The 24,143-nt window shown below is 66.3% G+C and carries 21 protein-coding genes; 10 read left to right on the top strand and 11 right to left on the bottom strand.

Going from position 1 to position 24,143, the window contains the following annotated elements; genetic code table 11:
* Positions 1-12: 12 nt before the first annotated feature.
* The gene (locus tag C7402_RS30810; RefSeq protein ID WP_116613456.1) at positions 13-1,770 is read right to left on the bottom strand and encodes a SulP family inorganic anion transporter; all 1,758 of its coding nucleotides are present in this window, start codon (positions 1,768-1,770) and stop codon (positions 13-15) included.
* A gap of 131 nt (positions 1,771-1,901) precedes the next feature.
* On the opposite strand from C7402_RS30810, the gene C7402_RS30805 reads away from it, so the two are divergent.
* Positions 1,902-2,210, top strand: coding sequence for a hypothetical protein (locus C7402_RS30805; protein WP_116613336.1), 309 nt, complete (start codon positions 1,902-1,904; stop codon positions 2,208-2,210).
* 48 nt (positions 2,211-2,258) lie between these two features.
* Here the strand turns inward: C7402_RS30805 and C7402_RS30800 are convergent, their stop codons facing one another.
* On the bottom strand, positions 2,259-3,119 hold the full coding sequence (locus C7402_RS30800) for a helix-turn-helix transcriptional regulator (RefSeq protein ID WP_112173690.1): 861 nt from the start codon (positions 3,117-3,119) through the stop codon (positions 2,259-2,261).
* A gap of 83 nt (positions 3,120-3,202) precedes the next feature.
* Here C7402_RS30800 and C7402_RS30795 point away from each other — a divergent pair, with 83 nt between their 5' ends.
* Positions 3,203-4,096, top strand: a complete 894-nt coding sequence (locus C7402_RS30795; RefSeq protein WP_116613335.1) for an SDR family oxidoreductase — start codon at positions 3,203-3,205, stop codon at positions 4,094-4,096.
* A gap of 46 nt (positions 4,097-4,142) precedes the next feature.
* Here the strand turns inward: C7402_RS30795 and C7402_RS30790 are convergent, their stop codons facing one another.
* Positions 4,143-5,855: a dihydroxy-acid dehydratase gene (locus C7402_RS30790; RefSeq protein WP_116613334.1), complete on the bottom strand. Its 1,713-nt coding sequence runs from the start codon at positions 5,853-5,855 to the stop codon at positions 4,143-4,145.
* Between the two features lie 177 nt (positions 5,856-6,032).
* Here C7402_RS30790 and zwf point away from each other — a divergent pair, with 177 nt between their 5' ends.
* On the top strand, positions 6,033-7,682 hold the full coding sequence (zwf, locus tag C7402_RS30785; protein ID WP_116613333.1) for a glucose-6-phosphate dehydrogenase: 1,650 nt from the start codon (positions 6,033-6,035) through the stop codon (positions 7,680-7,682).
* A 22-nt stretch (positions 7,683-7,704) separates the two neighbouring features.
* Complete coding sequence (locus C7402_RS30780) at positions 7,705-8,562, top strand: ROK family protein (RefSeq protein WP_116613332.1); 858 nt, start codon at positions 7,705-7,707, stop codon at positions 8,560-8,562.
* A gap of 43 nt (positions 8,563-8,605) precedes the next feature.
* Here the strand turns inward: C7402_RS30780 and C7402_RS30775 are convergent, their stop codons facing one another.
* Positions 8,606-9,553, bottom strand: a complete 948-nt coding sequence (locus C7402_RS30775; protein ID WP_112173685.1) for an SAM-dependent methyltransferase — start codon at positions 9,551-9,553, stop codon at positions 8,606-8,608.
* Between the two features lie 34 nt (positions 9,554-9,587).
* A complete protein-coding gene (locus tag C7402_RS30770; RefSeq protein ID WP_116613331.1) occupies positions 9,588-11,423 on the bottom strand; it encodes a chloride channel protein in 1,836 nt (611 codons plus the stop codon).
* A 328-nt stretch (positions 11,424-11,751) separates the two neighbouring features.
* Between C7402_RS30770 and C7402_RS30765 the strand changes: the two genes are divergently transcribed.
* Positions 11,752-12,801, top strand: coding sequence for a GGDEF domain-containing protein (locus C7402_RS30765; protein ID WP_165842029.1), 1,050 nt, complete (start codon positions 11,752-11,754; stop codon positions 12,799-12,801).
* Between the two features lie 35 nt (positions 12,802-12,836).
* On the opposite strand, the gene C7402_RS30760 is transcribed toward C7402_RS30765, so the two are convergent.
* On the bottom strand, positions 12,837-13,772 hold the full coding sequence (locus C7402_RS30760) for a LysR family transcriptional regulator (protein WP_116613329.1): 936 nt from the start codon (positions 13,770-13,772) through the stop codon (positions 12,837-12,839).
* A 114-nt stretch (positions 13,773-13,886) separates the two neighbouring features.
* On the opposite strand from C7402_RS30760, the gene C7402_RS30755 reads away from it, so the two are divergent.
* A complete protein-coding gene (locus C7402_RS30755; protein WP_112173681.1) occupies positions 13,887-15,104 on the top strand; it encodes an FAD-dependent monooxygenase in 1,218 nt (405 codons plus the stop codon).
* 100 nt (positions 15,105-15,204) lie between these two features.
* Entirely contained in the window at positions 15,205-15,732 is a 528-nt protein-coding gene (locus C7402_RS30750) for a cytochrome b (protein WP_116613328.1), read from the top strand.
* 19 nt (positions 15,733-15,751) lie between these two features.
* On the opposite strand, the gene pqqD is transcribed toward C7402_RS30750, so the two are convergent.
* From pqqD to C7402_RS30735, 3 genes are all read right to left on the bottom strand, one after another.
* A complete protein-coding gene (gene pqqD, locus C7402_RS30745) occupies positions 15,752-16,039 on the bottom strand; it encodes a pyrroloquinoline quinone biosynthesis peptide chaperone PqqD (RefSeq protein WP_116613327.1) in 288 nt (95 codons plus the stop codon).
* A gap of 155 nt (positions 16,040-16,194) precedes the next feature.
* Positions 16,195-16,269, bottom strand: coding sequence for a pyrroloquinoline quinone precursor peptide PqqA (gene pqqA, locus C7402_RS30740; protein WP_116613455.1), 75 nt, complete (start codon positions 16,267-16,269; stop codon positions 16,195-16,197).
* 302 nt (positions 16,270-16,571) lie between these two features.
* Entirely contained in the window at positions 16,572-18,593 is a 2,022-nt protein-coding gene (locus tag C7402_RS30735; protein WP_116613326.1) for a sigma-54-dependent Fis family transcriptional regulator, read from the bottom strand.
* 653 nt (positions 18,594-19,246) lie between these two features.
* On the opposite strand from C7402_RS30735, the gene C7402_RS30730 reads away from it, so the two are divergent.
* The 3 genes from C7402_RS30730 to C7402_RS30720 all read left to right on the top strand — a co-directional run bounded on the left by C7402_RS30730 (position 19,247) and on the right by C7402_RS30720 (position 22,658).
* The gene (locus tag C7402_RS30730) at positions 19,247-20,974 is read left to right on the top strand and encodes a methanol/ethanol family PQQ-dependent dehydrogenase (RefSeq protein WP_116613325.1); all 1,728 of its coding nucleotides are present in this window, start codon (positions 19,247-19,249) and stop codon (positions 20,972-20,974) included.
* A 76-nt stretch (positions 20,975-21,050) separates the two neighbouring features.
* Positions 21,051-22,310 carry a c-type cytochrome gene (locus C7402_RS30725; protein WP_116613324.1) on the top strand — a complete coding sequence of 420 codons (1,260 nt, stop codon included), beginning with the start codon at positions 21,051-21,053 and terminating at the stop codon, positions 22,308-22,310.
* Positions 22,311-22,343: 33 nt separating this feature from the next.
* A complete protein-coding gene (locus C7402_RS30720) occupies positions 22,344-22,658 on the top strand; it encodes a high-potential iron-sulfur protein (protein WP_112173675.1) in 315 nt (104 codons plus the stop codon).
* Positions 22,659-22,678: 20 nt separating this feature from the next.
* Here C7402_RS30720 and C7402_RS30715 read toward each other — a convergent pair whose 3' ends face one another.
* Positions 22,679-23,419: an SDR family oxidoreductase gene (locus tag C7402_RS30715; protein ID WP_116613323.1), complete on the bottom strand. Its 741-nt coding sequence runs from the start codon at positions 23,417-23,419 to the stop codon at positions 22,679-22,681.
* Between the two features lie 96 nt (positions 23,420-23,515).
* Positions 23,516-24,100 (bottom strand): TetR/AcrR family transcriptional regulator, encoded by a 585-nt coding sequence (locus tag C7402_RS30710; RefSeq protein ID WP_116613322.1) that lies wholly within the window; start codon positions 24,098-24,100, stop codon positions 23,516-23,518.
* Positions 24,101-24,143 lie beyond the last annotated feature (43 nt).

Below are 24,143 nucleotides of genomic sequence, written 5' to 3'. Positions count from 1 at the left end.
CATCAGGCACCATCAGGGGCGGCCGGGCGACGCCGGGGCGCCGGGATCGAACTCGTGCAGATACGCGGCGATCACATCGTCCACCGAGGCGCTGCGGCCGATATGGCCCACCTGCTGCTCCAGCCCTTCCGCGCGCAGCATGTCGCGCGCGCTGCCATGCGCGGCGACGATCCTGAGGATCGCGCCCGCCTCGGCAAGCCCCGCGTGCAAGGTCGCGAGCATGCGCGCGCCCGCGATATCCACGGCCGGGGAATTGGACAAATCGACGATCACCAGTTTGACGGCCCACGGCGCGCGGCGAACCGCTTCCCATACGGCGGCGCGCACGGCGTCGCTGTTGAAGTACAGCAGCGACGCCTCCACGCGGAACATCAGCACGCCGGGTATCGCCTCGTTGTCGGGATGACGCTCGACATCCGAATAGCGGTGCGTGCCGGGAATGCGCCCGAGAATCGCCACGTGAGGATGCGCGGCGCGCCCGATGAGCAGCAGCATCGAAGCGAGCACCGCGACGATCACGCCATTGAGAATGCCCAGCAGCAAGACGGCGACGAACGCGACCATCGAGACCGCGAACTCATAGCGGCTCACGCGCCACAGGTGGCGCAGCTCGCGCACGTCGATCAGGCCTTTGACGGCCACCAGCACGATCGCCGCGAGCACGACATTGGGCAGATTGGTCAGCAGGCCGGTGAGGAACATGAGGCACAGGCCGATGGCAGCCGAGGCGAGCACGAGCGCGAGCGGCGTCTTCGCACCGGCCTTGTCGTTGACGGACGATTGCGACAGGCCGCCCGCCACCGGATAGCCATGAAAGAGCCCCACGGCGAGATTCGCCGCGCCGAGTCCGAGCAGTTCCTGGCGCGGATCGATCTCGTAGCCGTTCTTTTGCGCGATCGCGCGCGCCGCCGAGACGCTCTCCACATACGAGAGCAACAGACATGCGAACGCGAGCGGCACGATGCCGTCCACGTCGCTGACGCGCACGCCAGGCAGCCGCAAATCGGGCAAGCCGCGCGGCAGCGCGCCCACAACGGAGAAGCCCATCGCCCCCAGTGGCGTAACCGTTAGCACAACGATGGAGAGCGCCACCACGATCAAGGCGACCGGCCGCCCCGGCAGATATTTTTCGCCGAGCAGCAACAGCGCCAACGTGCCGATGCCAAACGCAAGCACGACGAAATGAGTCTGCGGTAGCTGGCCCGCCAGAACCGCGATACGTTCGAAGAACGCCTCTCCGCCGCCCTTCACGCCAAAGAGCTTGGGCAACTGCGTGAGCGCGATGGTCAGCGCGGCACCGGCCTTGAAGCCGAGCAGAATGGTTTCGCTGATGAAGTTGACGAGCGAGCTTAACCGCAGCAGCCACCCGATCAGGCACATGAGCGCGACGAGCAGCGCCGTCAACGCGGCAATCGATGCGAAACGCGCCGCATCGCCGCCCGCGAGATCGACGACCGTCACGCCCACCAGCATCGAGATCGCCGACGTGGGCCCAATGGCCAACTGGCGCGACGAGCCGAACAACGCATAGCAGATACCGCTGACCAGGTAGCAGTAAATGCCGAATTGCGGCGGCAACCCCGCGAGCGTCGCATAGGCGAGCGACACGGGAATGGCATACGCGGCCAGCGTGACGCCCGCCACGAGATCCGCGCCGAGCCAGGGCAGCCGGTAGCCCGGCAGCCATTGCGCCACCGTGAATATCGCGCGCCAGCCTCGCGGCGGCGGCGCGCCTGCCTGGCTCACAGCGGCTGCGTGCCCTTCGTCCATCGCGTCCTCCTTGCCGATCGGCCGGTCCATTGGGGTCAGGCCAGATTAAGGCATTTTCCGCCGCTTGCCGGTCACTGGCTATCGGAGTAGCAACGGACTACCATAACTATGTGCGCTCGGAGGGGACGGCAATGGCTACATATGGTATCGACGGCGTGCGCATCAGCGCTTCCACGGACCGCGTGACGCATGTGCGCTGGGCGGCAATCGACCCCCAGACGCACGACTGGCTCTCGCAGCCGAAAATCTCCGAGATCGCGGCCGTCACGCAGGACATCCGCTCGGGCGCCGTGGTGTATTCCGTTTTCACGCTGGGCGGCAGGCGCTACCTCGGGCCGAAGATCAAGCCGGTTCCGCATCCCAATGGCATCGACGGCATCGACATGGAAGTGCCCGACGGCAGCGTCGAAAAATCGATGGACGATCTGCCGCGCGTCTAGCCGGGCCGGGTCAGGCCGGATGCCTCAGGTCACTGCTCAAGCCACCGCTCAAGCCACCGCCCCGGCCGCCTCCTCGATCAACGCGCGGATGTGCGCGGCCTGGCCCGCATCGGTCGGGTTGTAGACGATCATGTGCAGGTCCGGGCGGCCATCGACGGAAAACGCCGACTGCTCCAGCTCCACCAGCCCGAGCGTCGGATGGTGCAGGCGTTTGACCGCGGCGGCTTCGCCATGCGTATGGACTTCGTTGTCGCGCCACAGGGCGTCGAACTCGGGGCTCACGCTGCACAGTTCATCCACCAGCTCGCCCACTGCCGACACGCCCCCCGCGCGCGCGACATCGGCGCGAAACGCCCCCACCACGAAACGCGCCACGCTGTCCCAGTCGTGCTGTTTCGCGCGCACGTCGGGGTTGCAGAACAGGAAACGCAGGATATTGCGCTGGCCGGCGGGCAGCTTGCCGTAGTCGGTCAACACGACGGCGGCCGCGCGATTCCACGCCACGACATCCCACGTGGCGGTCTTGACGATGGCGGGACTGAAGCTGAGCGAATCGAGCAGGCGTTGCAGCCGTGGATTGACCCCGTCAACCGGCCGGTAGCGCACTTCGGGCGGCCGCCCGAGGCCCAGCATGAAGAGGTGTTCGCGTTCGGGGTCGGTGAGCATCAACGCGCTGCAAATGCGCTCGAGCACCTCCGCCGAGGGTGCGCCGCCGCGCCCCTGCTCCAGCCACGTGTACCAGGTCGGGCTGATGTTGGCGCGCTGCGCGACTTCTTCGCGGCGCAGCCCCGGCGTGCGCCTGCGCCCGCTAAAGCCAAAGCTGGCGGGGTCCAGGCGCGTGCGGCAACGCCTGAGAAAGTCGCCGAGGGAACTGGCCGAATGGATGGGAATGGAAAGCCTGTTAGTCATCTTACTATGATGATCTCACTACTTTAACGGTATAAGAATTCCAAGGATAGTACGCACGTCACGTCACCACCAGGGAGTTGACCATGCGTATTTTTCTGACCGGAGCGACCGGTTTCATCGGCTCGGCGCTCGTGCCCGAACTCATCGGCGCCGGCCACGAGGTGATCGGCATGACCCGTTCCGAGGCGGGCGCGCAAGCGCTGGCCAAAGCGGGCGCCGAAGTCCACCACGGCACGCTGGAGGACCCGGAAAGCCTGCGCAGCGGCGCGGCGCGCGCGGACGCCGTGATCCACGCGGCCTTCGATCACGACTTCTCGCGCTTCCTCGAAAACTGCGAGAAGGACCGGCGCGCCATCGCGGCGCTCGGCGCGGCGCTCGCGGGTTCGAGCCGCGCGCTGATCGTCACCTCCGGCACGGGCGCGGGCCTGGGCGAGCACGGCGAGCCCGCCAGCGAGGACGTCTTCAATCCGGGCCATCGCAATCCGCGTCTCGCCTCCGAACTCGCCGCGCAAGCGCTGCTGGAGCAAGGGCTCAACGTAGGCGTGATGCGCCTGCCGCAAGTGCACAACCCGTTCCGGCAGGGGCTCATCACGCCACTCGTCGCCATCGCGCGCGAGAAGGGCGTGTGCGCCTATGTGGGCGACGGCCAGAACCGCTGGCCGGCCGGGCATCTCTCGGACGTCGTGCGGCTGTACCGTCTCGCCGTCGAAAAGGGCGCGGCGGGGGCACGCTATCACGCGGTGGGCGAGGAAGGCGTAGCAAGCCGCGTCATTGCCGAAGCGCTGGGCCGCGGACTGAACCTGCCCGCCGTGTCGATCGCGCCCGAAGAAACCGCCGCGCATTTCGGCTGGATGGGCATGTTCGTCGGCATGGACATGCCCGCTTCGAGCGCGCTCACCCAGGCGCGCCTTGGCTGGCGCGCCACGGGGCCGACGCTCATCGCCGATCTCGATCAGGCGCGTTTCGCGCAAGCGTGACCGGCAAGCGCCGCCAACCCGATGCCTGTCACTGCTGCTTGATCAGTCATCCTGACGACTTGAGGAAGCGGAAATCGCAGCCCTCGTCGGCCTGGAGAATCTCGCGCTCGTAAAGACTCGCATAGCCGCGCGTATGCCGCGGCAGCGCGCGCGGCGGTTGCGCCTCGCGCCGCCGCGCGAGTTCGTCGTCGGGCACAAGCAGTTCGAGCGAGCGCTTCGACACGCTCAGACGGATGCGGTCGCCGCTGCGCACGAGGCCGAGCGGGCCGCCCGAGGCCGCATCGGGCGTGATGTGCAGCACGATCGTGCCGTAGGCGGTGCCGCTCATGCGCGCATCGGACAGGCGCACCATGTCCTTCACGCCCGCGCGCGCGAGCTTGCGCGGAATCGGCAGATAGCCCGCCTCGGGCATCGCCGCCTCGCTCGTGGGCCCGGCGTTTTGCAGCACCAGAAAGTCGTCGGGCGTGACGTCGAGCGCGTCGCTGTCGATGCGGTTTGCCAGGTCCTCCAGCGAACTGAACACCACGGCGCGCCCTTCCTTCTCGAACAGCGCCGGGTCGGCGGCCGAGCGCTTGAGGATCGCCCCGCGCGGCGCGAGATTGCCGAACAGCGCGACGAGCCCGCCGGTTTCGCGCACCGGCTGCGCGGCGGGCCGCACCACCTCGCGATCCACCCAGCTCACCGCGTCGAGCCGCTCGCCGAGCGTCTCGCCCGTCACCATGCGGCAATCCAGATGCAGCAGCGGCTTGAGTTCGCGCAGGATCGCGGGCACGCCGCCCGCCGCGTACAGGTCCTCCATGTAGTGCTGACCGGTCGGTTTCAGGTCGACCAGCACCGGCGTCGTTTCGCTCAGCGCGTTCAGGTGCTGGAGATCGACCTGGATGCCAAGGCGCCCCGCGATCGCCGTGAGGTGGATCACCGCATTGGTCGAGCCGCCGATCGCGAGCAGCACGCGCAGCGCGTTCTCCACCGAGCGCGGCGTGATGATCTCACTCGGCCGGATGGGGTTCGCGATCAGGTTGAACGCCACGCGGCCGGTTTCCTCGGCAATGCGCAGGCGGTCGGCATCCACGGCCGGGCAGGCGGCGCTGTTCGCGGGCATCATGCCGAGCGTTTCGGCGATGATCGCCATCGTGCTGGCCGTGCCCATCACCGCGCAGGTGCCCGCCGTCGAGGCGAGACGCCGCTCCACCGTGTCGATCTCGTCGGCGTCGATATCCCCGGCGCGGAACTTCGCCCAGAAGCGGCGGCAATCGGTGCAGGCGCCAAGCCGCTCGCCGCGATGCCGGCTCGTGGACATCGGCCCCGCCACGAGCTGCACGGCGGGCAGGTTCGCCGAAGCCGCGCCCATGAGCTGCGCGGGCACGGTCTTGTCGCAGCCGCCCAGCAGCACGACCGCGTCCATGGGCTGCGCGCGCGTCATTTCCTCGACGTCCATCGACATCAGGTTGCGGAATTTAAGGCTCGTGGGCGTGAGAAACGTCTCGCCGAGCGAGATGGTCGGAAACTCGATCGGCAGGCCGCCCGCGGCCAGCACGCCGCGCTTGACCGCTTCGATCATCTCGGGAAAGTGGCGATGGCAGTTGTTGAAGCCGCTGGCCGAATGCGCAATGCCTACAATGGGACGATCGAGCATCTCGCGGCTGTAGCCCATCGAGCTTGCGAACGTGCGGCGCAGATAGACGCTGAACTCACGGTCGCCATAGTTCGTGAGCCCTTTGGCAAAGCCTGCTGGTTTCCCGTCGTGCGGCTCGCTCATCGTTTCTCCTTGCCAGGATGCGTTGCGGACGAACGCCGACTTTACACCGCCCCGGCCGCTTGCGCCGCCGTCGAATCTCCGGGCGCATTACAGAACACCTACAGGCGCGCGGCGATTCGAGGCATCGCATTTGCTACCCGTGAAGGTTCCGACCTCCCAATCCACTGAAGCCCGATCATGCCGACGAATCCGCCCACCCGCCATCACGCCAGATCCACGCCTGCCACGCCGAGCGCCAAAGTGGCCTCCCATCCCCATGGCGCGCCCGCCTCGCCGGCCGGCAGGCACCCGGCGCCGCCCTGCACGCTCGTCATCTTCGGCGCGGGCGGCGACCTCACCCAGCGCCTGCTGATGCCCGCGCTGTACAACCTCGCCGTCGACCGCCTGCTCGACGACGCCACGAAGATCATCGGCGTCAATCATGGCGAGCGCGCAACGCAGGCCTGGCGCGACGACCTGCACGGCGCGCTGCAAACCTTCGCCGCCGACAAGGCGAGCACCTTCCACGCCGGCAAGCTCGACGAAGAGGCCTGGAACTGGGTTGGCGACCGCCTGCAATACATGGCGGGCGAATTCGAGGACGACGCGACGTATGCGCGTCTCGCGCAGCAACTGGGCGGCAAGACGGCCGGCCAGGGCGCCGGCAACGTCGTGTTCTACCTCGCCGTGGGCGCGCGCTTCTTCAAGCCGATCATCGAACGGCTCGGCAAGGCCGGTTTGCTCGACGAAAGCCAGGCGGGCAACGGCGCGTTTCGCCGCGTCGTGATCGAAAAGCCGTTTGGCGCCGACCTCGCCTCTGCCCGCGACCTGAACGCTCACCTGCTGAGCTTCATGAACGAATCGCAGGTCTATCGCATCGACCATTTCCTCGGCAAGGACACCGTGCAGAGCATTCTCGCCGTGCGCTTCGCCAACGCGCTGTTCGAGCCGGTGTGGCGGCGCGAATACATCGACTGCGTGCAGATCACGGCTTCCGAGGTGATCGGCGTGGAGGGGCGCGGCCGCTTCTACGAGCCGACCGGCGCGTTTCGCGACATGGTGCCGAACCATCTGTTCCAGTTGCTCGGCATGGTCGCGATGGAGCCGCCCAATTCCTTCGACGCCGAAGCGGTGCGCAACCGCAAAGCGGAAATATTCGACGCGCTCAAGCCGCTCACGCCCGACGACGTGGTGTTCGGGCAGTACGGCCAGGGCGCGGCGGGCGTGGCCTACCGCGACGAACCCGATGTCGCGAAGGACAGCCGCACCGAAACCTACGCCGCCGCGCGCGTGCAGATCGACAACTGGCGCTGGGCGGGCGTGCCGTTCTATCTGCGCACCGGCAAGCGGCTCGCCTCGCGGCGCACGGAAATCTCGGTGCAGCTCAAGCGCGTGCCGTTTCGCCTTTTCCGCGACACGCCCGTGGACGCGCTCACGCCCAACGTGCTGACGCTGCGCATCGACCCCACGCACGGCACGAGCTTCGACTTCAACGTCAAGACGCCGGGGCCGGTCGTGCAGATCGGCGCGGTGCACTCCACCTTCGACTACGACGACTTCTTCGCGGAACACGCCAATGTCGGCTACGAGACACTGCTGTACGATTGCATGCTCGGAGACCCGACGCTCTTTCAGCGCGCCGACGGCGTGGAAGCCGCCTGGGCGGCCGTGGATGGCGTACTGCATCCACCGCACGGCGCGTCGGTTACGGTGCACGACTATGCGGCGGGCAGCGCCGGCCCGGCGCAAGCCGATGCGCTGCTCGCGCGCGACGGCCACGCCTGGCGCTCGTTGGCGCCGGATGAGCCGCACGAGCCGCACAAGCCGCAAGCACCCGAAAAGCAGTGAACCCGACAGCAATGGAGGATGCATGGCCAATGTGAAAGCCGCGGTGAAAGCCCCGGCGAAAAAAGCGGCGAAAGCCCCCGCGAAGAAACCGGTGAAAGCCGCTGCAAAGAAGACCGCAAAAGCGCCCGCACGCCAATCGCGCGCATCGAGCGGCATCGAAAACATTCTCGCCATCGACATCGGCGGCACCGGCCTGAAGGCCGCGATCATCGATGCGGACGGCAACATGCGCACCCCGCGTGCGCGCGTGGCGACGCCCCACCCCTGCCCGCCCGCGCTGCTCGTCGAAACGCTTTGCACGCTCGTCGCGCCGTTGGTCGAGGCGTATCCGCCCACGCATGTTTCGATCGGCTTCCCTGGTTTCGTGCGCAACAATCGCGTGCTCACCGCCCCGCATCTCGGGCCCGATGGCTGGAACGACGTGCCGCTCGCCCAGATGCTCGGCGAGCGCCTCGGCATCCCTTCCGTGCGCATGATCAACGACGCGGAAATGCAGGGCCTCGCCGCCATCGAAGGGCGCGGTCTGGAGTTCGTCATGACGCTCGGCACGGGCGTGGGCACGGCGATGTTCCGCGACGGCGAGCTCATGCCCCACCTCGAACTCGCGCATCACCCGGTCAGCAAGAACCACGCGTACGACGAGTACATCGGCGACGCCGCGCGACGCAAGGCGGGCAAAAAACGCTGGAACAAGCGCGTCGAGAAGATCATCGGCGTTCTCGACTCGCTCGTGCACTACGACAAGCTGTGGATAGGCGGCGGCAACGCATCGCGCCTCACGTTCGAGCTGCCGCCGAACGTGGCCACCGTGTCGAACGACCGGGGCATCGAGGGCGGCGCGCGCCTGTGGCATCCGCGTTCGGTGCGCGAAACGCGCTAGGGCGCCTGCGGGACGCGCTCGTTGCGAATACGGGCGCGGCCGTTCAGCCCGCCGCGCCCGGCCAGGGCAATGCGCTCGCGCGCGTGCCCACCTTGCGGCCCACGATCTCGTAGATCGACACGTCGTCGCGCTCGAACGCCGTGGCCCAGTCGCGCAGATACGTGCACCAAGTCTGATACTTGCGGTCGTTCACGAGCTGGCGCAACGCCAGTTCCTTCGCGCGGAAGTTCGCCTCCCACAAGTGCAGCGTCCTCACGCAATGGCGCCGCAGGTTCTGGATGTTCGACACTTCGATGCCGCTTTCGCGCATCGCCGTCAACGCATAGCCCAGGTCGGGCAGTTCGTCGTCGGGGTAAAGATGGCGCGCGAGATACGCGCCGTTGTCGAGCCCGAAGCGCGAGTCGATGCTGCCCGGCCCCGTTGTCGTGATGCCGTGACTCACGAGCACGCCGTCGGCCGCGAGACGCTCCTGCAAGACTGTCACGTAATCCTGAAGATCGCTGCGGCCCTCGCACTCGAACACGCCCAGGCTCGTAATACGGTCGAATCGGCCTCTCACATCGGCGTACGATTGCAGACGGATGTCGACCCGGTCGGCAAGGCCCGCCGCCTTGACGCACTCGGTGGCCCATTCGAACTGGTTCCTCGACTGCGTGATGCCCGTGCAGCGTGCGCCGAACTTTTCGGCGGCGCGGATCACGAGCGCCCCCCAGCCGCAATCGACATCGAGCAGGCGGTGGTCAGGCCGCAAACCGATTTTCGTGAGCACGTGGTCGATTTTCTTGAGTTGCGCGGTAGTGAGGTCTTCGTCGCCGTTTTCGAACCATGCACACGAATAGACCATTCTGGGGTCGAGCCACATCGCATAGTATTCGTTCGGCACATCGCCCAGGTGCGCGTCGCGCTCGGACATCACGCTTGCCGCAACCGACTTCAGGAAGGAGCCGATTGCGCGTTTTGTTTTTCCCGCCGCTTTGTCTTCATCAGGCATCTATTTCTCCGGTGTGGGACGCTGCCAGTGGTCACTAACGATTCGCATCGGCGTGCTCGTCGGTTGCGCCCGGCCGTTTGCCGGTGGGCGCGAAGCGCTCGCTGCGCGGCACCCACACGCGCCGGAACTGCTCCCGTTCACGCTCCTCCGTGAACACCGACAAGGAAGGCTTGACCAGGTCGTGGCGGGATACGATGCCGAGCAGGCGGAAAGTCTTGTCATCCTCAACCACGGGAACGCGGTCAAGGCCCGTGATGGCGAGCCGCGCGGCCACGTTTCGGCATGTCTCGCCGGGCAACGCGATCTCGGGCCTGCCTTGGGAAAACAGACCGCCAATGGGCGCTTCCTTCATGCCGGCGGGTGAGCGGTCCAGCAAGGCGCGGTCGGCCATGCCCACGAGCACGCCGTCGGCCACGACGGGAAACGCGCGGAACTTTTGCTGCGCGCCGAAATAATCGCGCAGCACCTCGGCCACGCTCAAGCGCGCATCGATCGTCTGGACGCCTTTCGTCATCACCTCTTCCACATAGTGCCGTTCCAGCGGGTCGATACTGTATTCGCGATAGATGTGATAGCCGCGGCGCGCGATTTTCTCGGTCAGGATCGAGCGGCGCATCAGCAGCACCGTGAAGCCGTATGCCACGGCGGCCGAAGCGAGCAGTGGCAGCAGCGCGTTGGCGTCGCCCGTCAACTCGAACGCGAACACGGCGGCCATCACGGGCGCGCGCATCATGCCGCCGAGCGCCGCCGCCATGAAGATGAGCGGCCACACCGCCGGTTCGTTGCCGGGCATGTACGGCGCGGCGAGCGCGCCGACGCCCGCGCCCATCATGAGCAACGGAGCGAGCACGCCGCCCGAGGTGCCGGAGGCCAATGCGATGACCCAGATGATTGCCTTGACGACGACGATGCCGACCACGACCTGGATGGCGAGATGGTTGTGGAGGAGATCGCCGATCACGTCGTAGCCCACGCCCAGCGTGCGCGGCTGAAAATAGCCGCCGATGCCGACCGCGACCGCGCCCAGCGCCGGCCACCACATCCAGTGGATCGGCAGCCTGGCGAAGAGGTCTTCGACCTTGTAGAGCCACGTGGACAAACCCCAGGACAACGCGCCCGCGATCAACCCGGCAATGCCGGCAGAGACGATGCCAATGGGACCGAGCGGCAGCGTGTGCAGCGGAAACAGCGGGCCGTCGCCGAGCAGCAGCGGACGCGTGAAGCCCGCCACGGCGCAGGCGATGGCGACCGGCAACAGGCTGCGCGGACGCAGTTCGAAGAGCAGAAGCTCGATGGCGAGCAGCACGGCGGCAACCGGCGTGCCGAACACGGCGGTCATGCCCGCCACCGCGCCCGCGACCAGAAGCGCCTTGCGCTCCGCGCCGGAAAGGTGAAAGAACTGCGCGATGAGCGAGCCGATCGCGCCGCCCGTCATGATGATCGGGCCTTCGGCCCCGAACGGCCCGCCGCTGCCGATGGCAATGGCCGAGGCGAGCGGCTTGAGCACCGCCACCTTCGGCGACATCCTGCTCTTGCCGAACAGAATGGCTTCGATGGCTTCGGGAATGCCGTGGCCGCGAATCTGCTCCGAGCCGTAGCGCGCGATCAAGCCCACCACCAGACCGCCGACGACAGGAACCACGACGACGAGCAGGCCGAGCGTGTTCTGCGCGGGCGAGAGGTTCGCGGTGGAGAGCGTCTGGAAGAAAAACAGGTTCGTGAAGAAGTGGATGAGATGCAGGAGGAAGTCCGCCGCCACGGTGCTCAGGGCGCCGCCGGCGGCGGCGATGGCGCTGATGCGCAGGAGCCGGACATCGGTTGCGAAATCGCCCCGGTGATCGCCTTTATGGTCGCCCTTGTAATCGCTCATGGTTCCCCTTGCCGGGCGCAGCAGTGGTGTCGCCCTCCCCGTCATTTATATCACATTGTGATGTAAATGACGAAATCGCCGGAATGGCAAGCGGGTGTGTCGATCGAACGACAGCGAGCAGAACCATTGGGAGCCAGATCAGGCTCGCGCGGCGTCGGGCGCGGACTGCGCTAAAGTCTGCCTGGACGGGTGTCGATATCCCGTCATGGCACTCCGGTTCAACGGCCAAGGCCCGTCGCCTCGTGCGAGGCAACCCATGCGCCGCGCAAATTCGCAACGCTATTCAATAGTGGTGGTCGCAGGCATGCCGCACGCACGGAGAACCGGATTGCCCGGAACGCATAGCCGCTTCGAGGACGATGAAGAACGAAAGTTGTTCTGGGAAAGCGCCGCGCAAAGCTCGCGCCACCTCGCCGTAGCGGTGCAGCTGTTCGGGCTCGTGGCGTGGCTCATGTCGCGCGCCCTCGCCAATCCCAATGCGAGGTTCAGCACGCCGGACACGCTCATTGCGGTCGGCGGCATGCTCGCTTCGATGGGCATCACGTACGCATCGCGCGGCCGCCGCATGGACGGGTTCGGCCGCTTCGCCTGTGCGGCCTTCACGGCGCTCGCGTTTCACTCCAATCTGCCCGGTACGCAACACCCCGCGTTCTGGGTGCTCCCCATGGGCATTGTCATCATAGTGGGCATGGCCCCGGTGTTCTCGGGCTCCTGCAACTACGTGGCAAGCGCGCTCGTCGTCTGGCTCATCATCTCTCGCGGCGCGGTGAGCGAACTGCTGAACGCGCCGGAGCGCAACTGGATCGCGCTGTTCGCGCTCTCGGGCCTGGCGCTCGGGCTCCTGCTCAATGTGCTGTTCGTACAGGAGCGCAAAAAGACCTTCCTCGTGCAGCGAGAACTGGCGCGGCTCGCCTACCGCGACGCGCTCACCGAAATCCCCAATCGCCGCAGTTTCATGCTGGCGATCGACGAGTGTCGTGGCCGTCCATCGGCTGCCGAATACTGGCTGCTGCTCATCGACGTCGACGACTTCAAGCAGATCAACGACACCTCCGGGCACGACGTGGGCGACCAGGTGCTGATTGCGGCAGCCCAGGCGATCGCGCACTGCGCGACCCCGCATGTTTGCGGACGCCTGGGCGGTGAAGAATTCGGCGTGATCTATTCAGGCGACCGGCAAGGCGCTTACACGCTCGCTCACCGGATTCGCGACGCCGTGGCAAGCGAGTGCAGGTCCGGGCACACCGTGACGGTGAGCATCGGCATTGCGCGGATCGCGAGGCAGATCGGCGTGCCTGAAACGTTCCGCCTCGCCGATCGCGGGCTTTATGAAGCGAAGCGGCAAGGCAAGAACCGGTGCGTGCTCGTCAAACCGTAGCAAGGGTTCGCGGCCATTCTAATCAGTGATCCTTACTATTTCGATCGACTCTTGCGCGCAGGCGCGGGTGTATCGGCAAACAGTTCGATCACCAGATCGCGTAGCCAGCGATTTCCTTCGTCATGCTGAACGCGCGCGTGCCATAGCAGATGGATGGGCGCGGCGGGCAGCGTCATGGGCAGCGCGCACATGCCGAGCGCGAACGGCCTGGCCAGTTGCAGCGCGAGCCGCTCGGGCACCGTGGCGATGAGGTCGGTGCGTTGCAGGATATAACCCACGCTCATGAAGTGCGGCACCGTGAGCCGCACCTGGCGGCGCACGCCCCGCCGCTTGAGCCAGTCGTCCACCTGGCCGTGGCCCGTGCCCGCCGAAACGACCACGAGATGCTCGGCCTCGCGCCACGCGGCGAGCGTGAGCGGCGCGCTTTCGAGCGCATGGCCGCGCCTGAAGAGACAGACATAACGCTGATCGAACAGGCGCCGCTGGTAGAAGCCGCCCTTTAACTGCGGCAGCAAGCCGATGGCGAGATCGACGCGGCCCTCGGCCATCTCGTCGCTCAAATTGACGCTCGTGTTGCGCACCGTGTTGAGCGCCACGCCCGGCGCCACGCTCGACAACCGCTCCAGCAACTCCGGCAGGAACACCACTTCGCCAATATCGGTCATGCCGATCGTCATGGTGCGCGTGGCGCGCAACGGATCGAAGCCGGTTACGGGGTTGAGCGCCGCGTGCAGCGTGGCGAGCGCCTGCGCCACCGGCTCCGCGAGCCGCAGCGCGAAGGGCGTCGGCACCACGCCGCCCGGCCCGCGCACGAACAGCGGGTCGCCAAGCAGGCGGCGCAGTTTCGCGAGCGCGTTGCTCACGCCGGGCTGGCTCATGTTCATCTGTTCGGCCACGCTCGCCACGCGCCGTTCCTGCATGAGCCGCTGAAACAGCAGCAGCAGGTTGAGGTCGATCTCGCCCAGTTCCATACATTCATTCCAGTGATGAAGCAGATTCCTCCCATTTTATTGTGGGATGAAGGTTGCGTGCCGACAATACCGTCAAAGGCTCAAGCCTGGAAACCCGATATAGGAGACACCACCATGAAACAGATCGATCTGAAGATTGCTATCGTCGGCGCGGGCATCGGCGGCCTCACGCTTGCCCTTGCGCTGCGCGAGCACGGCATCGATGCCCGGCTCTACGAACAGACCGACGAGCTGCGCGAGGTGGGCGCGGCCGTCGCGCTCTCCGCCAACGCCACGCGCTTCTATGAGCGCATGGGACTGCGCCCCGAATTCGAAAAGGTATGCGCCGAGGTGCCCGGCCTCGTCTATCGCGACGGGCGCAGCGGCGCGCTCATCGGCCATCATCGCGGCGAGCCCGATTACCGCTCGCAGTTCGGCGGCTCGTATTGGGGCGTGCATCGCGCCGATCTGCAAACGGTGCTCTCCAGGGCCGTCGGCCTCGATCGCATCAAGCTCAGCCATCGTCTAGTCGATCTCGCGCAGCACCCGGAGCACGTGAGCCTCACGTTTGAAAACGGCGAGCGCGTGGAAGCCGATCTCGTGATCGGCGCGGACGGCGCGCGCTCGATCACGCGGCGCTGGATGCTCGGCTACGACGACGTGTTGTATTCGGGTTGCTCGGGCTTTCGCGGCGTGGTGCCGGCCGAACGCATGGACCTGCTGCCGGACCCCGAGACCATCCAGTTCTGGGTCGGGCCGGGCGGCCATTTGCTGCACTACCCGATTGGCGACAAGGGCGACCAGAATTTCCTGCTCGTCGAACGCCATCCCTCGCCCTGGCCGTCGCGCGACTGGGTCATGCCGGCGAACGAAGGCGAGCAGTTGCGCCATTTCAAGGACTGGCATCCGGCTGTGGTGCAGATGATTTCGGCGGTGCCGGTCAGCCAGCGCTGGGGCCTCTTTCATCGCCCGCCGCTCGGCCGCTGGAGCAAGGGCCGCGTGACCCTGATCGGCGACGCCGCGCATGCGCTCGTGCCGCACCACGGCCAGGGCGCGAACCAGTCGATCGAGGACGCCGTGGTGCTCGCCGCGCAACTGGCCAAGGCGGGACCGGGCAACTGGCGCGAGGCGCAGGAGGCGTACGAGCGCCTGCGCCGCGGCCGCACGCGCAAGGTGCAGTACGCGTCGATCTCCACGGCGGACGTGCTGCATCTGCCCGACGGCCCGGCCGCGCAGGCGCGCAATGCACGCCTCGGAACGCGCGAGGGCGTGATGCACCATCTCGGCTGGATTCACGACTTCGACGCGCTCGGCGAGGAACCGAGCGAGCGCCAGGGCGGCACGTGGCTGTGAGCGCGAGGGTGGCACCTGTCACGTGAGCTTAATACTCCGTTAAGCGGGGGCGCTCTAAAATCGGCGACTTCAACCGGAATCCTCGCCGCAAGGAGTGCCCATGCAACGTGCCGCCAATTCGCGCTATGACGTCGTTGCGCGTCTGCTTCACTGGCTTGTCGTCGCCCTCGTCGCGGCGCAGTTCGTGATCGGCTGGACCATGCCCGACGTGCATCGCGACACGCGCCCCACGGGCGAGATCGCGTGGCACCTGGGCGTGGGTGTCGCGCTCCTTGCCGCGATGGCGTGCCGCGTGATCTGGCGCGCGACGCATCGGCCGCCCGCCGACGCGCAGCCGCCGCTGCTGCGCGCGGTGTCGGGCCTCACGCACTTCGGCTTGTATGCGCTGCTCGTTGCGGTGCCCGTGCTCGGGTGGATCAATGCCTCCTCGCGCGCGTGGGCGCTCACGCTGTTCGGCGTCGTTCCGCTGCCCGCGCTCTCGCCCTCCGGCTCGTCGTTCGGGCACGCCATGGGCGACGTTCACGGGGTGCTGGCGTGGGTGCTGTTCGGACTCATCTGCCTGCATGTGGCGGCCGCGCTCTATCATCGTTTCGTGCTCAACGATCGCGTCTTGCAGCGCATGATCTAGCGCCTCGCCAGGCGCCGGATCAGTCGAGCCAGCCGCGCAGCCGCGCGTGATCGAGAAAGCGATAGATGTCGGGCGCAAGCTCGGAGGTGCGGTAGAGCCCCTCCAGTTCGCCGATGATCTCGTCGAGTTCGTGCGCGCCGTCGCAGCGCGCGAGTATTTCGCCGGCGCTCGAATTGAGCCTCACCATCCCGTCGGGATAAAGCAGCACGTACGCGTCCTGGGCCGCCTCCCACTGCAAGCGGTATATGCCGCGCAAGCGCGGACGCAGCGGCACGCCGCTGCCTGCATCGGGCTCTATGGAATTCATACGGGCCATGTCTTTTTCGACCGCTTCGAGAACCGGGCTGCACCTGGCCGGTCCGCTTCCTGTTCGTTAGCAGTCCATGCATTCATCGTCTTGCCGGAAACCGCGCACCGCCCGCCTGGCCTGAATGGCTTCGCGAGCGGCACGCCACTGCGCGCTCAGCGATTGGCGATATACATCGTGATTTCAAAGCCGAAACGCAGCTCGGTGTAGGAAGGGGTGGTCCATTGCATGGCGTGTCTCCTTGTTTGCGATTGGGTTGATGTGCCGCCTGGATGTGCGGCCGCATTGTGCAAAGCAAGGGTTATGCCGATGTCGTCAAGCCGCACCGGCGCAGCGAACGCTCCACGCGGGAATAGCGCATTCGCAAAAGCGCGGTGCTTTCGGCAGACGTAAGGGGGGCCGAACACGCAACGCCCGCAGCATTCGCGTGCTCAGTGGTGTTGCGTTTCGGAACACGGGTGCTACAGGATGAAACACCCGTGTGACAGGAGGCGGCGCAAGGAGCCGGTCGGGCTGCCTTGCGCCGAACGCTTCAGGCGTCGCCGGAACCGCGACTGGAATCGGCGGCGGGCATTTTGCGGTAGATGGTATTGCGCGACACGCCCAGCGCGCGCGCCGCGGCCGACACGTTGCCGCCGTGCCGCGCGAGCGTGGCCGCGATCATCGACGCGGTGACGTCCACGAGCCGGGCATCCTCCATCGCGAACGACTCCGTCCCGGACGATGCCGCCGATGCAGCGGACGCAGCAGACGCCTCAGGGGCATCGGGCAGGCGCCGCGCTTCGGTGCGGCAACGCAGATCGTCGAAGAAGTCATCGGGCAAATGCTCGCGCCTGATCTCGCCATCCTCGTCGACCATCGCGGCGGCGGTGCGCAGCAGGTTGCCGAGCTGCCGGAAGTTGCCGGGCCAGGCGCAGCGCTCGAACAGCGCCATCACGTCGGGCGCGACGCTGAGCGGCCTGCTCGCACACCCGTGCGATTCGCGCTGTAGCAGCTTCTGGATCACGACCGAGAGATCGCTGCGCTCGCGCAGCGGCGGCAGGCGCACGACCAGGCCGTTGAGCCGGTAATACAGGTCCTCGCGGAAGCGGTTCTGCGCGATCATCTCGCGCAGGTCGCGGTGCGTCGCGCAGATGATCGCGATATCCACGGGAATCGACTTCGTCGAGCCGAGCGGATTGACCACGCGCTCCTGCAACACGCGCAGGAGCCGCACTTGCAGCGGATACGGCATGTCGCCGATTTCGTCGAGAAACAGCGTGCCGCCGTTCGCCTGCAACAGCTTGCCCGCCGCGCCCTTGCGCCGTGCGCCGGTAAACGCGCCCTCTTCGTAGCCGAACAGTTCCGATTCGATCAGCGATTCCGGAATCGACGCGCAGTTCACAGCCACGAACGGCTGGTCGCGGCGCGGCGAGTCGTTGTGAATGGCCTGCGCGAGCAGTTCCTTGCCCGTGCCTGTCTCGCCCGTGATGAGCAGCGGAATGTCCTTGCCGATCACCTTGCGCACCTTCGCGATCACGAGCGCGACCTGCGAGTCGCCCGTGTCGAGATAGCTCAGGCGCGAAAGCCCCGCGGACGGCGCGGGCACCGTCGTCGCTCGCGCGGCCGGTTGCGCAGCGCCATGCACGGTGAACGGCCGGCTCCCTTCGGCCAGCGACGCGCGCCGGTACTGCACGCGCGCGCATACGACCGCGCCATTGGCGAGATTGAGCATCAGATGCGGTTCGAGGCTCGCGCGCATGCGGTCGATCAGTTGCGCGCTCGTGGTCTGGAACAGCGACGACAGCGTATGCGCGCGCAGCGCCGCGAGCGGCATGCCGAGCTGGAACTGCGCGCTGCGGTTGGCCGAGAGAAAGCGCCCGTCGCTCGTGAACGCGACGATGCCTTCCATCAGCGTGCCGAGAAACTCCGGGCGGCCGTGAAACGACACCTGAAGCGTTTCCTGAAACGTCGTCGCGAACAAATGATTCTCGATCATCTGCACGGACATGCGCGCGAGCGCCATGGTGTGCTGGTGATAACTGCGATGATCGCCCGTCACGTCGAGCACGCCCACCACGTCGCCATACGGGTCGAAGATCGGCACGCTGGAGCAGGTGAGAAAGCGGTTCGCCGCGAGGTAATGCTGGTCGCCATGAACCACCATCGCGCAGCGCTCCGCGAGCGCGGTGCCGATCGCATTGGTGCCCTGGCGGTCTTCGGCCCAGTTCGCGCCGGGCCGCAAGGCCACTTTTTCGGCGCGCTGGAGAAAGTCGTCGTCGCCGATCGAATGCAGGATCAAGCCTTCGGCGTTGGTCAGCACGATCATGCTTTGCGTGTTGACAATCTGCTCGTGCAGCGTCTCCATCACCGGCGTGGCATGCACGCACAGCACGCGGTTCTGTTCGCGTTTCAGTTCGAGTCCCACGCCCGAAAGGACATCGTAATCGGGCCTGCCCGATGCATGCAGACCGAACGTCTCCGACCGTTCGTGCGCTTTCTGGATTGCCGGCGTGGGCCAGCCATTGGACACAACGGCCACAAACCCGGTAGCCGGATGAACATCGTCGCGCATTCTCTCCTCCACGATTGGCCGGTGCCTTGCCGGACATTTGAGTGTCTTTAGTAGCAAGGTCCGGGCCATGCGTCTGTCGGCGGAAGCCGACCTGTTTGCGCTAAACGCGCGCGCGACGCGCAACACGCCATGTAAGCGAATCGTAGGCAAAAGCGCATACGTAATGAACGTAATGACCTTGCGCAGCGTCGATTCGCCAGGTTGTGTAATACCGCAAATCGCTCGCTGCGCGAAATGCGGGCTCACCCCGATACGCGCGAATCCGGCGAATCCAGCGGATACGGCCCCACGATTTGCGAAGGGATTCGTACGATCGAAATGGAGCGCACCGAGCGCGTCCTCGCGAGGCGTGTTGAACCGTCATTCGCATATCGATGCGTACACAACTATTTTTCGATTGCCCTCGCGCAGGATCGACTGTCACGTTCGCCAACACTTTTCGCAATGGCCTGTACCGGGATGCAACACATCTGCCGCCGCGCAACGCATGGCCCGCACGCGCGTCATCGCCCGCAATCGCCCGCCGCGCGGGGCGTTGGCGCGAATGGCACACGACTTGCGATACGGGGTACGCACCCGGATCGGCGCCACTCTTCATGCATCGCCCCTGACCGCTTGCCGGCCGTGCACCCACAAATACCCAGGAGACGAAGATGAAGAGACGCTCGGCTGCGGCAAGCCGGCTCACGGCCTGCGCAATGGTCATCGCTACGGCGACGACCTTGAATACCGGTCCGGTGAATGCCGCCTCGGACTATCCGCCCGTGACCTACGACCGCCTGACCCGCGCGCAGAGCGATCCCGGCTGGCTCACCTACTACCGCAGCTACAACGGCCAGTCGCATTCGCCGCTCAAGCAGATCGACGCTTCGAACGTGGGCCAGTTGAAACAGGCATGGAGCTATCAGTTCCCCGCCGAGCTGAAGCAGGGCTTCGAGGCGACACCGATCGTCAACGGCGACTATCTCTTTGTCAGCACACCGAAGGACAACGTCTACGCGTTCGATGCGAAAACAGGCACGCAGCTCTGGAAATACGAGCCCAAGCTCGGCGCGGAGTCGTTCAAGACCGCCTGCTGCGACGTGGTGAACCGTGGCGTCGCGCTGTACGGCAAGAACGTTTATATCGCCATGCTGAGCGGCGAGATCGCCGCGCTCGACGCAAAGAGCGGCAACGTGGTCTGGAAGAAGCAGATGTTCGAGCCGGGCCTGGGTTACGCGTTCTCGCTCGCGCCGCTCGCGCTCGACGGCTCGATCGTGGTGGGCACCTCGGGCGGCGAGTACGGCATTCGCGGCTATATTGCGGCGCTAGACCCCAACGACGGCGCGATCAAGTGGAAGCGCTACACCATTCCGGGCTCGGGCGAAAAAGGCGCGGAAACCTGGCCCGACGGCATGCAGGCGCACGGCGGCGGCGCCGCGTGGCTCACCGGCACCTACGACGCCGCGAGCCGCACGCTGTACTGGGGCGTGGGCAATCCCGGCCCGTGGCTGGCCGCGCTGCGCCCCGGCGACAATCTGTACTCCGATTCATTGCTCGCGCTCGACCCGAAGAACGGCGACCTCAAGTGGCACTATCAATACACGAGCAATGACACCTGGGACTATGACGGCGTCAACACGCCGATCCTCGCGAACATTCAGTACAAGGGCAAGGACTACGACGCCATCATCCACGCCGACCGCAACGGCTTCTTCCACGCGATCGACCGCCAGACGGGCAAGCTGATCTACGCCGAGCCGTTCGTGAAGGCCACCTCGGTCACGGGCTACACCGCCGACGGCAAGCCCGTGCAGGACGAGTCGAAATACCCGAAGGCCGGCACGACCATCAACACCTGCCCGAGCTTTCTGGGCGGCAAGAACTGGTGGTCGGTGTCCTACGATCCCGAGCGCCATATTGCCGTGGTGCCCTCGCTGCATGCGTGCATGAGCCTTTCGGGCAAGTCGGTGAGCTACATGGAAGGCCTGCCCTATCTCGGCGAAGGCTTTGAAATTCAGCCCGAACCGGGCAGCGAAGGCTTCGGCGAACTTCAGGCCATCGACGTGAACACAGGCAAGAAGCTCTGGGGTCACTGGAGCAAGATGCCCTGGAACGGCGGTGTGGCGACCACGGCGAGCGGTCTTGCGTTCAGCGGCTCGCTCGACGGCCATCTCTACGCGTTCGACGTCTCCACGGGCAAGGTCCTGTGGGAGAGCCCGCAACTGGCGAGCGGCATCATCGCGCAACCGTCGGTGTTCGAAGTGGACGGCAAGGAATACGTGGCCGTGCTCGCAGGCTACGGCGGCGCGAATCCGATCTGGGGCGGCCCGATGGCCGACGTGGCGAAGGACGTGCCGCGCGGCGGCACGCTCTACGTGTTCGCGCTCGACCGGGGCTGAGCACGGCACCTGTTATCCGCCGCGCGCGACGGCTTCGCGTGCGCGGCGTCTCCCGCTTTTACTGGAACGTATGACCATGAACATCCGACTCACCCATATCGCGGTGGCCGTCGCACTCGCGGCAGGCGTCGCGCAAGCGCCCGTGCGCGCCGCGACGACCGCCGTGCGCGTATGCACGCTGCCCGGCAGCCCCTCGGCTACGCTCGACAAGAGCGTGGCGAGCGCCGTGCTCAAGAGCGCGGGCGTGCCCGCCACATTCGTCACGCGCGGCATCGACGACGACGGCGGCGACGACGGCATCTCGGCCCACGAACTCGCAGGCGCGCTCGGCCGCGACTGCGACCTCGTCGTGGGCTTCCCGCGCTCGACTGTCGCCGACGCATCGGGCTCGCAGATGATCTTCTCGCAAGGCTATCTGCGCTCGGGCTACGTGAGCATCACGTTGCGCGACGCACACAGCGGGCACGCCGCGCCGACCTCCCCCGACGGCAAGGAAACCATCGCCGCCACCTGGTCCAGCCCGTCGCAACTGATCGCCGTGCAGGAGAAGAACGCGCGCTTCGATCTGGAAAATACGTCGGCGCTCACCGTCGATGCCGTCGCCAAGGGTCGCGCGCAGCGCGCGATCGTCTGGTATCCGGCGGTCGTGGCTTATCAGCGCAAGCACCCGGAACATCAGTTCGCCATTGCGGCCGCGTCGTCGCCCTATGCCGACTGGAACCTCGTGTTCGCTTCGGGCCCCGGCATGCAGGCACTGCAAAAGCGCATTGACGACACGCTCGCGCAAATGAGCGACGATGGCCGCCTCGCCTCGCTCACGCGCGGCTGGACGCTGCCGCAAGGCGCGGCGAGCGCGAGCAATGCGCACACGAGCGTCGCCTACCTCGACGGCGCGAACCTGCCGCACGCGCATTCCGCCATCCGTTCGGCGCGCGCGCCGCGCGAGAGCACGGCAGGCGCGATCATCAAGGTCGCCGCAACGGCGGGCGGCGCCGCTCCCGCGTTCGATCACGACCAGGTCGTTCACGGCGAGCATCTTTATGCGGACTCCTGTGCAAAATGCCACGGCGAGAAACTCGAAGGCATCACCGCGCCCGCGCTGAGCGGACCGGCCTTCGCCCCGGCGGCGAATTCGCATCTGACGATAGGCGGCATCTACCAGTACATGTCGACCAACATGCCGGCCGACCGTCCCGGCAAGATGAGCGATCAGGAATACACCGACCTGATGGCCTTCCTGCTCTACACCAACGGGTATGACGCAGGCAATGCCAAGCTGACGGCCGATGTCGCGCAAACGTCGACGACGCCGCTGAACGCCGGCCCGCGCCACTAACCTCTTGCCATTCAATATCAGTCAGGACACCGCATGATTACCCGCAATCGCAGAACCTTCATCCTTCAAGCCGCCGGATTGTGCGCGGCGCTCGCAACGACGGGCAGCGCATTCGCCGCACCCGCTGCCGTTGACGAAAGCGACGCCACGGCGAAGTCGCTCGGCTATCGCGTCAAGGCGAGCAGCGTGGACGCGGGCAAGTTCCCGAAGTATCAGGCGGGCCAACGCTGCGCGAATTGCCGCTTCTACACGGGCGCGGCCGGCGAGGCGGCCGGCCCGTGCCCGATGTTCCCCGGCAAGGCGGTGGCGGCCGATGGCTGGTGCAACGTCTACGCGCAACGCGCCTGATCGCCGCCGTCACGCGCGGCTCACAGCGCCATGCCGCCGTCCATGGTGAGGCTCGAACCTGTCATGTAGCCCGCCTCCTTGCGCGAGAGCCACGCAACGAGCCCGGCGATCTCGTCCGGGTCCGCTGCGCGCTTGAGCGGGATGAGCGGTTTGATCGCCTCGATATGATCGGCGGTCATGTCCGTGATCGTGGGCCCTGGCTGGATATTGTTCACCGTGATGCCGCGGCTCGCCAGATCGACCGCGGCCCCCTTCACCATGACGGCAACGGCCGCTTTCGTCATGGCATAGACGCTGGAGCCGGGGTGGCCGCTGCGCACCGCCGTATTGCTGCCGATCGTGATGATGCGCCCGCCTTCGCCAAGCCGCGAGGCGGCGGCCTGGATCGAAAGAAACACGCCGCGCACATTGATATCGAGCATGCGGTCGAGATCCTCCACGCTCACGGTCGCGATGTCGCCGAGCATCAGGATGCCCGCGTTGACCACGGCGATGTCGAGCTTGCCGAAGCGCTCCATGGTCTTCGCGACCGCCGCCTTGATCGCGGCCGGGTCCGCGCTGTCCGCCTGAATGGCGAGACCGGCGCGCCCCGAGGCTTCGATTGCCACAACCGTTTCGGCCGCGCGCTGCGGCGCCGAAACATAGGTCAGCGCGACATCGGCGCCCTCTCGCGCGAGCCGTCGCGCGGCGGCAGCGCCTATGCCTCGCGAGCCGCCAAAAACGAGCGCGGTTTTTCCGACCAGACTGGTCTGGGTTTCCATCGATCCCTCCTTTATTGACAGTTCAGTCCATAATTAGGTAAATAAAAGCGCGAGCATTGCTCGCGCTTTATGCAGTCCTGCGTGAATCGACTTGCGCTAGCGCGCCCTGAAGCGGTCGACGGCAAAGCGGGCCAGCGTGCGCAGGCTTTTCGCGTCGCTTCCCGCACGCGCGCCAAGCTGGATGCCCTGCATCGTCATCAGCACGAAGGCGGCGGCCTGGCGCGCGTCGAAACCGGAGTCGATTTCTCCGCTCGCCTGGCCCTCGCGAATGCGCTCCACCAGCCGCCGCGACAATTTCGGCCCGACCTTGCCGCGCAGTTCCGCGAGTTCCATATCGTCCGCGCCGAATTCGCTCACGGCGCCCACGCCCATGCAGCCCAGCGCGCGCTCGCCGTCGTCGTCGGCCACGAGGCCCAGCAAGAGCGCCTCGATGCCGTCCAGCGGCGAAGCCTCGCCATTCAGGCGCGCCAGGTGCCCCGCCGTGCTTTCGCGCTGATAGCGTTCCAGCGCTTCGAGGTAGAGCCTGCGCTTGTCGCCGAAGGCGTTATACAGGCTCTGCCGCCCGATATTCATCGCGGCGAGCAGATCCTCTGTGGACGTCGACGCATAGCCTTTCGCCCAGAAAACGCGCAGTGCGCGCTCCAGCGCTTCGTCCCGATCGAACTCTCGTGGTCTAACCATGGGGTGAGCATAGAATTAATGGACTGATCTGTCAATAACAGTC

This window comes from Paraburkholderia unamae, from assembly GCF_003096875.1.
Taxonomy (GTDB): Bacteria; Pseudomonadota; Gammaproteobacteria; order Burkholderiales; family Burkholderiaceae; genus Paraburkholderia; species Paraburkholderia unamae.
This window is presented reverse-complemented; position numbering and strand designations above follow the sequence as displayed.

Coding starts and splice junctions, on each gene's coding strand:
- C7402_RS30780 (WP_116613332.1), top strand. CDS start 7,705: ATGGCCAATGTGAAAGCCGCGGTGAAAGCCCCGGCGAAAAAAGCGGCG.
- C7402_RS30790 (WP_116613334.1), bottom strand. CDS start 5,855: ATGAGCGAGCCGCACGACGGGAAACCAGCAGGCTTTGCCAAAGGGCTC.
- pqqD (WP_116613327.1), bottom strand. CDS start 16,039: ATGAATTCCATAGAGCCCGATGCAGGCAGCGGCGTGCCGCTGCGTCCG.
- C7402_RS30755 (WP_112173681.1), top strand. CDS start 13,887: ATGAAACAGATCGATCTGAAGATTGCTATCGTCGGCGCGGGCATCGGC.
- C7402_RS30730 (WP_116613325.1), top strand. CDS start 19,247: ATGAAGAGACGCTCGGCTGCGGCAAGCCGGCTCACGGCCTGCGCAATG.
- C7402_RS30725 (WP_116613324.1), top strand. CDS start 21,051: ATGAACATCCGACTCACCCATATCGCGGTGGCCGTCGCACTCGCGGCA.
- C7402_RS30750 (WP_116613328.1), top strand. CDS start 15,205: ATGCAACGTGCCGCCAATTCGCGCTATGACGTCGTTGCGCGTCTGCTT.
- C7402_RS30770 (WP_116613331.1), bottom strand. CDS start 11,423: ATGAGCGATTACAAGGGCGACCATAAAGGCGATCACCGGGGCGATTTC.
- C7402_RS30775 (WP_112173685.1), bottom strand. CDS start 9,553: ATGCCTGATGAAGACAAAGCGGCGGGAAAAACAAAACGCGCAATCGGC.
- C7402_RS30805 (WP_116613336.1), top strand. CDS start 1,902: ATGGCTACATATGGTATCGACGGCGTGCGCATCAGCGCTTCCACGGAC.
- C7402_RS30715 (WP_116613323.1), bottom strand. CDS start 23,419: ATGGAAACCCAGACCAGTCTGGTCGGAAAAACCGCGCTCGTTTTTGGC.
- C7402_RS30810 (WP_116613456.1), bottom strand. CDS start 1,770: ATGGACGAAGGGCACGCAGCCGCTGTGAGCCAGGCAGGCGCGCCGCCG.
- C7402_RS30795 (WP_116613335.1), top strand. CDS start 3,203: ATGCGTATTTTTCTGACCGGAGCGACCGGTTTCATCGGCTCGGCGCTC.
- C7402_RS30760 (WP_116613329.1), bottom strand. CDS start 13,772: ATGGAACTGGGCGAGATCGACCTCAACCTGCTGCTGCTGTTTCAGCGG.
- C7402_RS30720 (WP_112173675.1), top strand. CDS start 22,344: ATGATTACCCGCAATCGCAGAACCTTCATCCTTCAAGCCGCCGGATTG.
- zwf (WP_116613333.1), top strand. CDS start 6,033: ATGCCGACGAATCCGCCCACCCGCCATCACGCCAGATCCACGCCTGCC.
- C7402_RS30800 (WP_112173690.1), bottom strand. CDS start 3,119: ATGACTAACAGGCTTTCCATTCCCATCCATTCGGCCAGTTCCCTCGGC.
- C7402_RS30735 (WP_116613326.1), bottom strand. CDS start 18,593: ATGCGCGACGATGTTCATCCGGCTACCGGGTTTGTGGCCGTTGTGTCC.
- C7402_RS30710 (WP_116613322.1), bottom strand. CDS start 24,100: ATGGTTAGACCACGAGAGTTCGATCGGGACGAAGCGCTGGAGCGCGCA.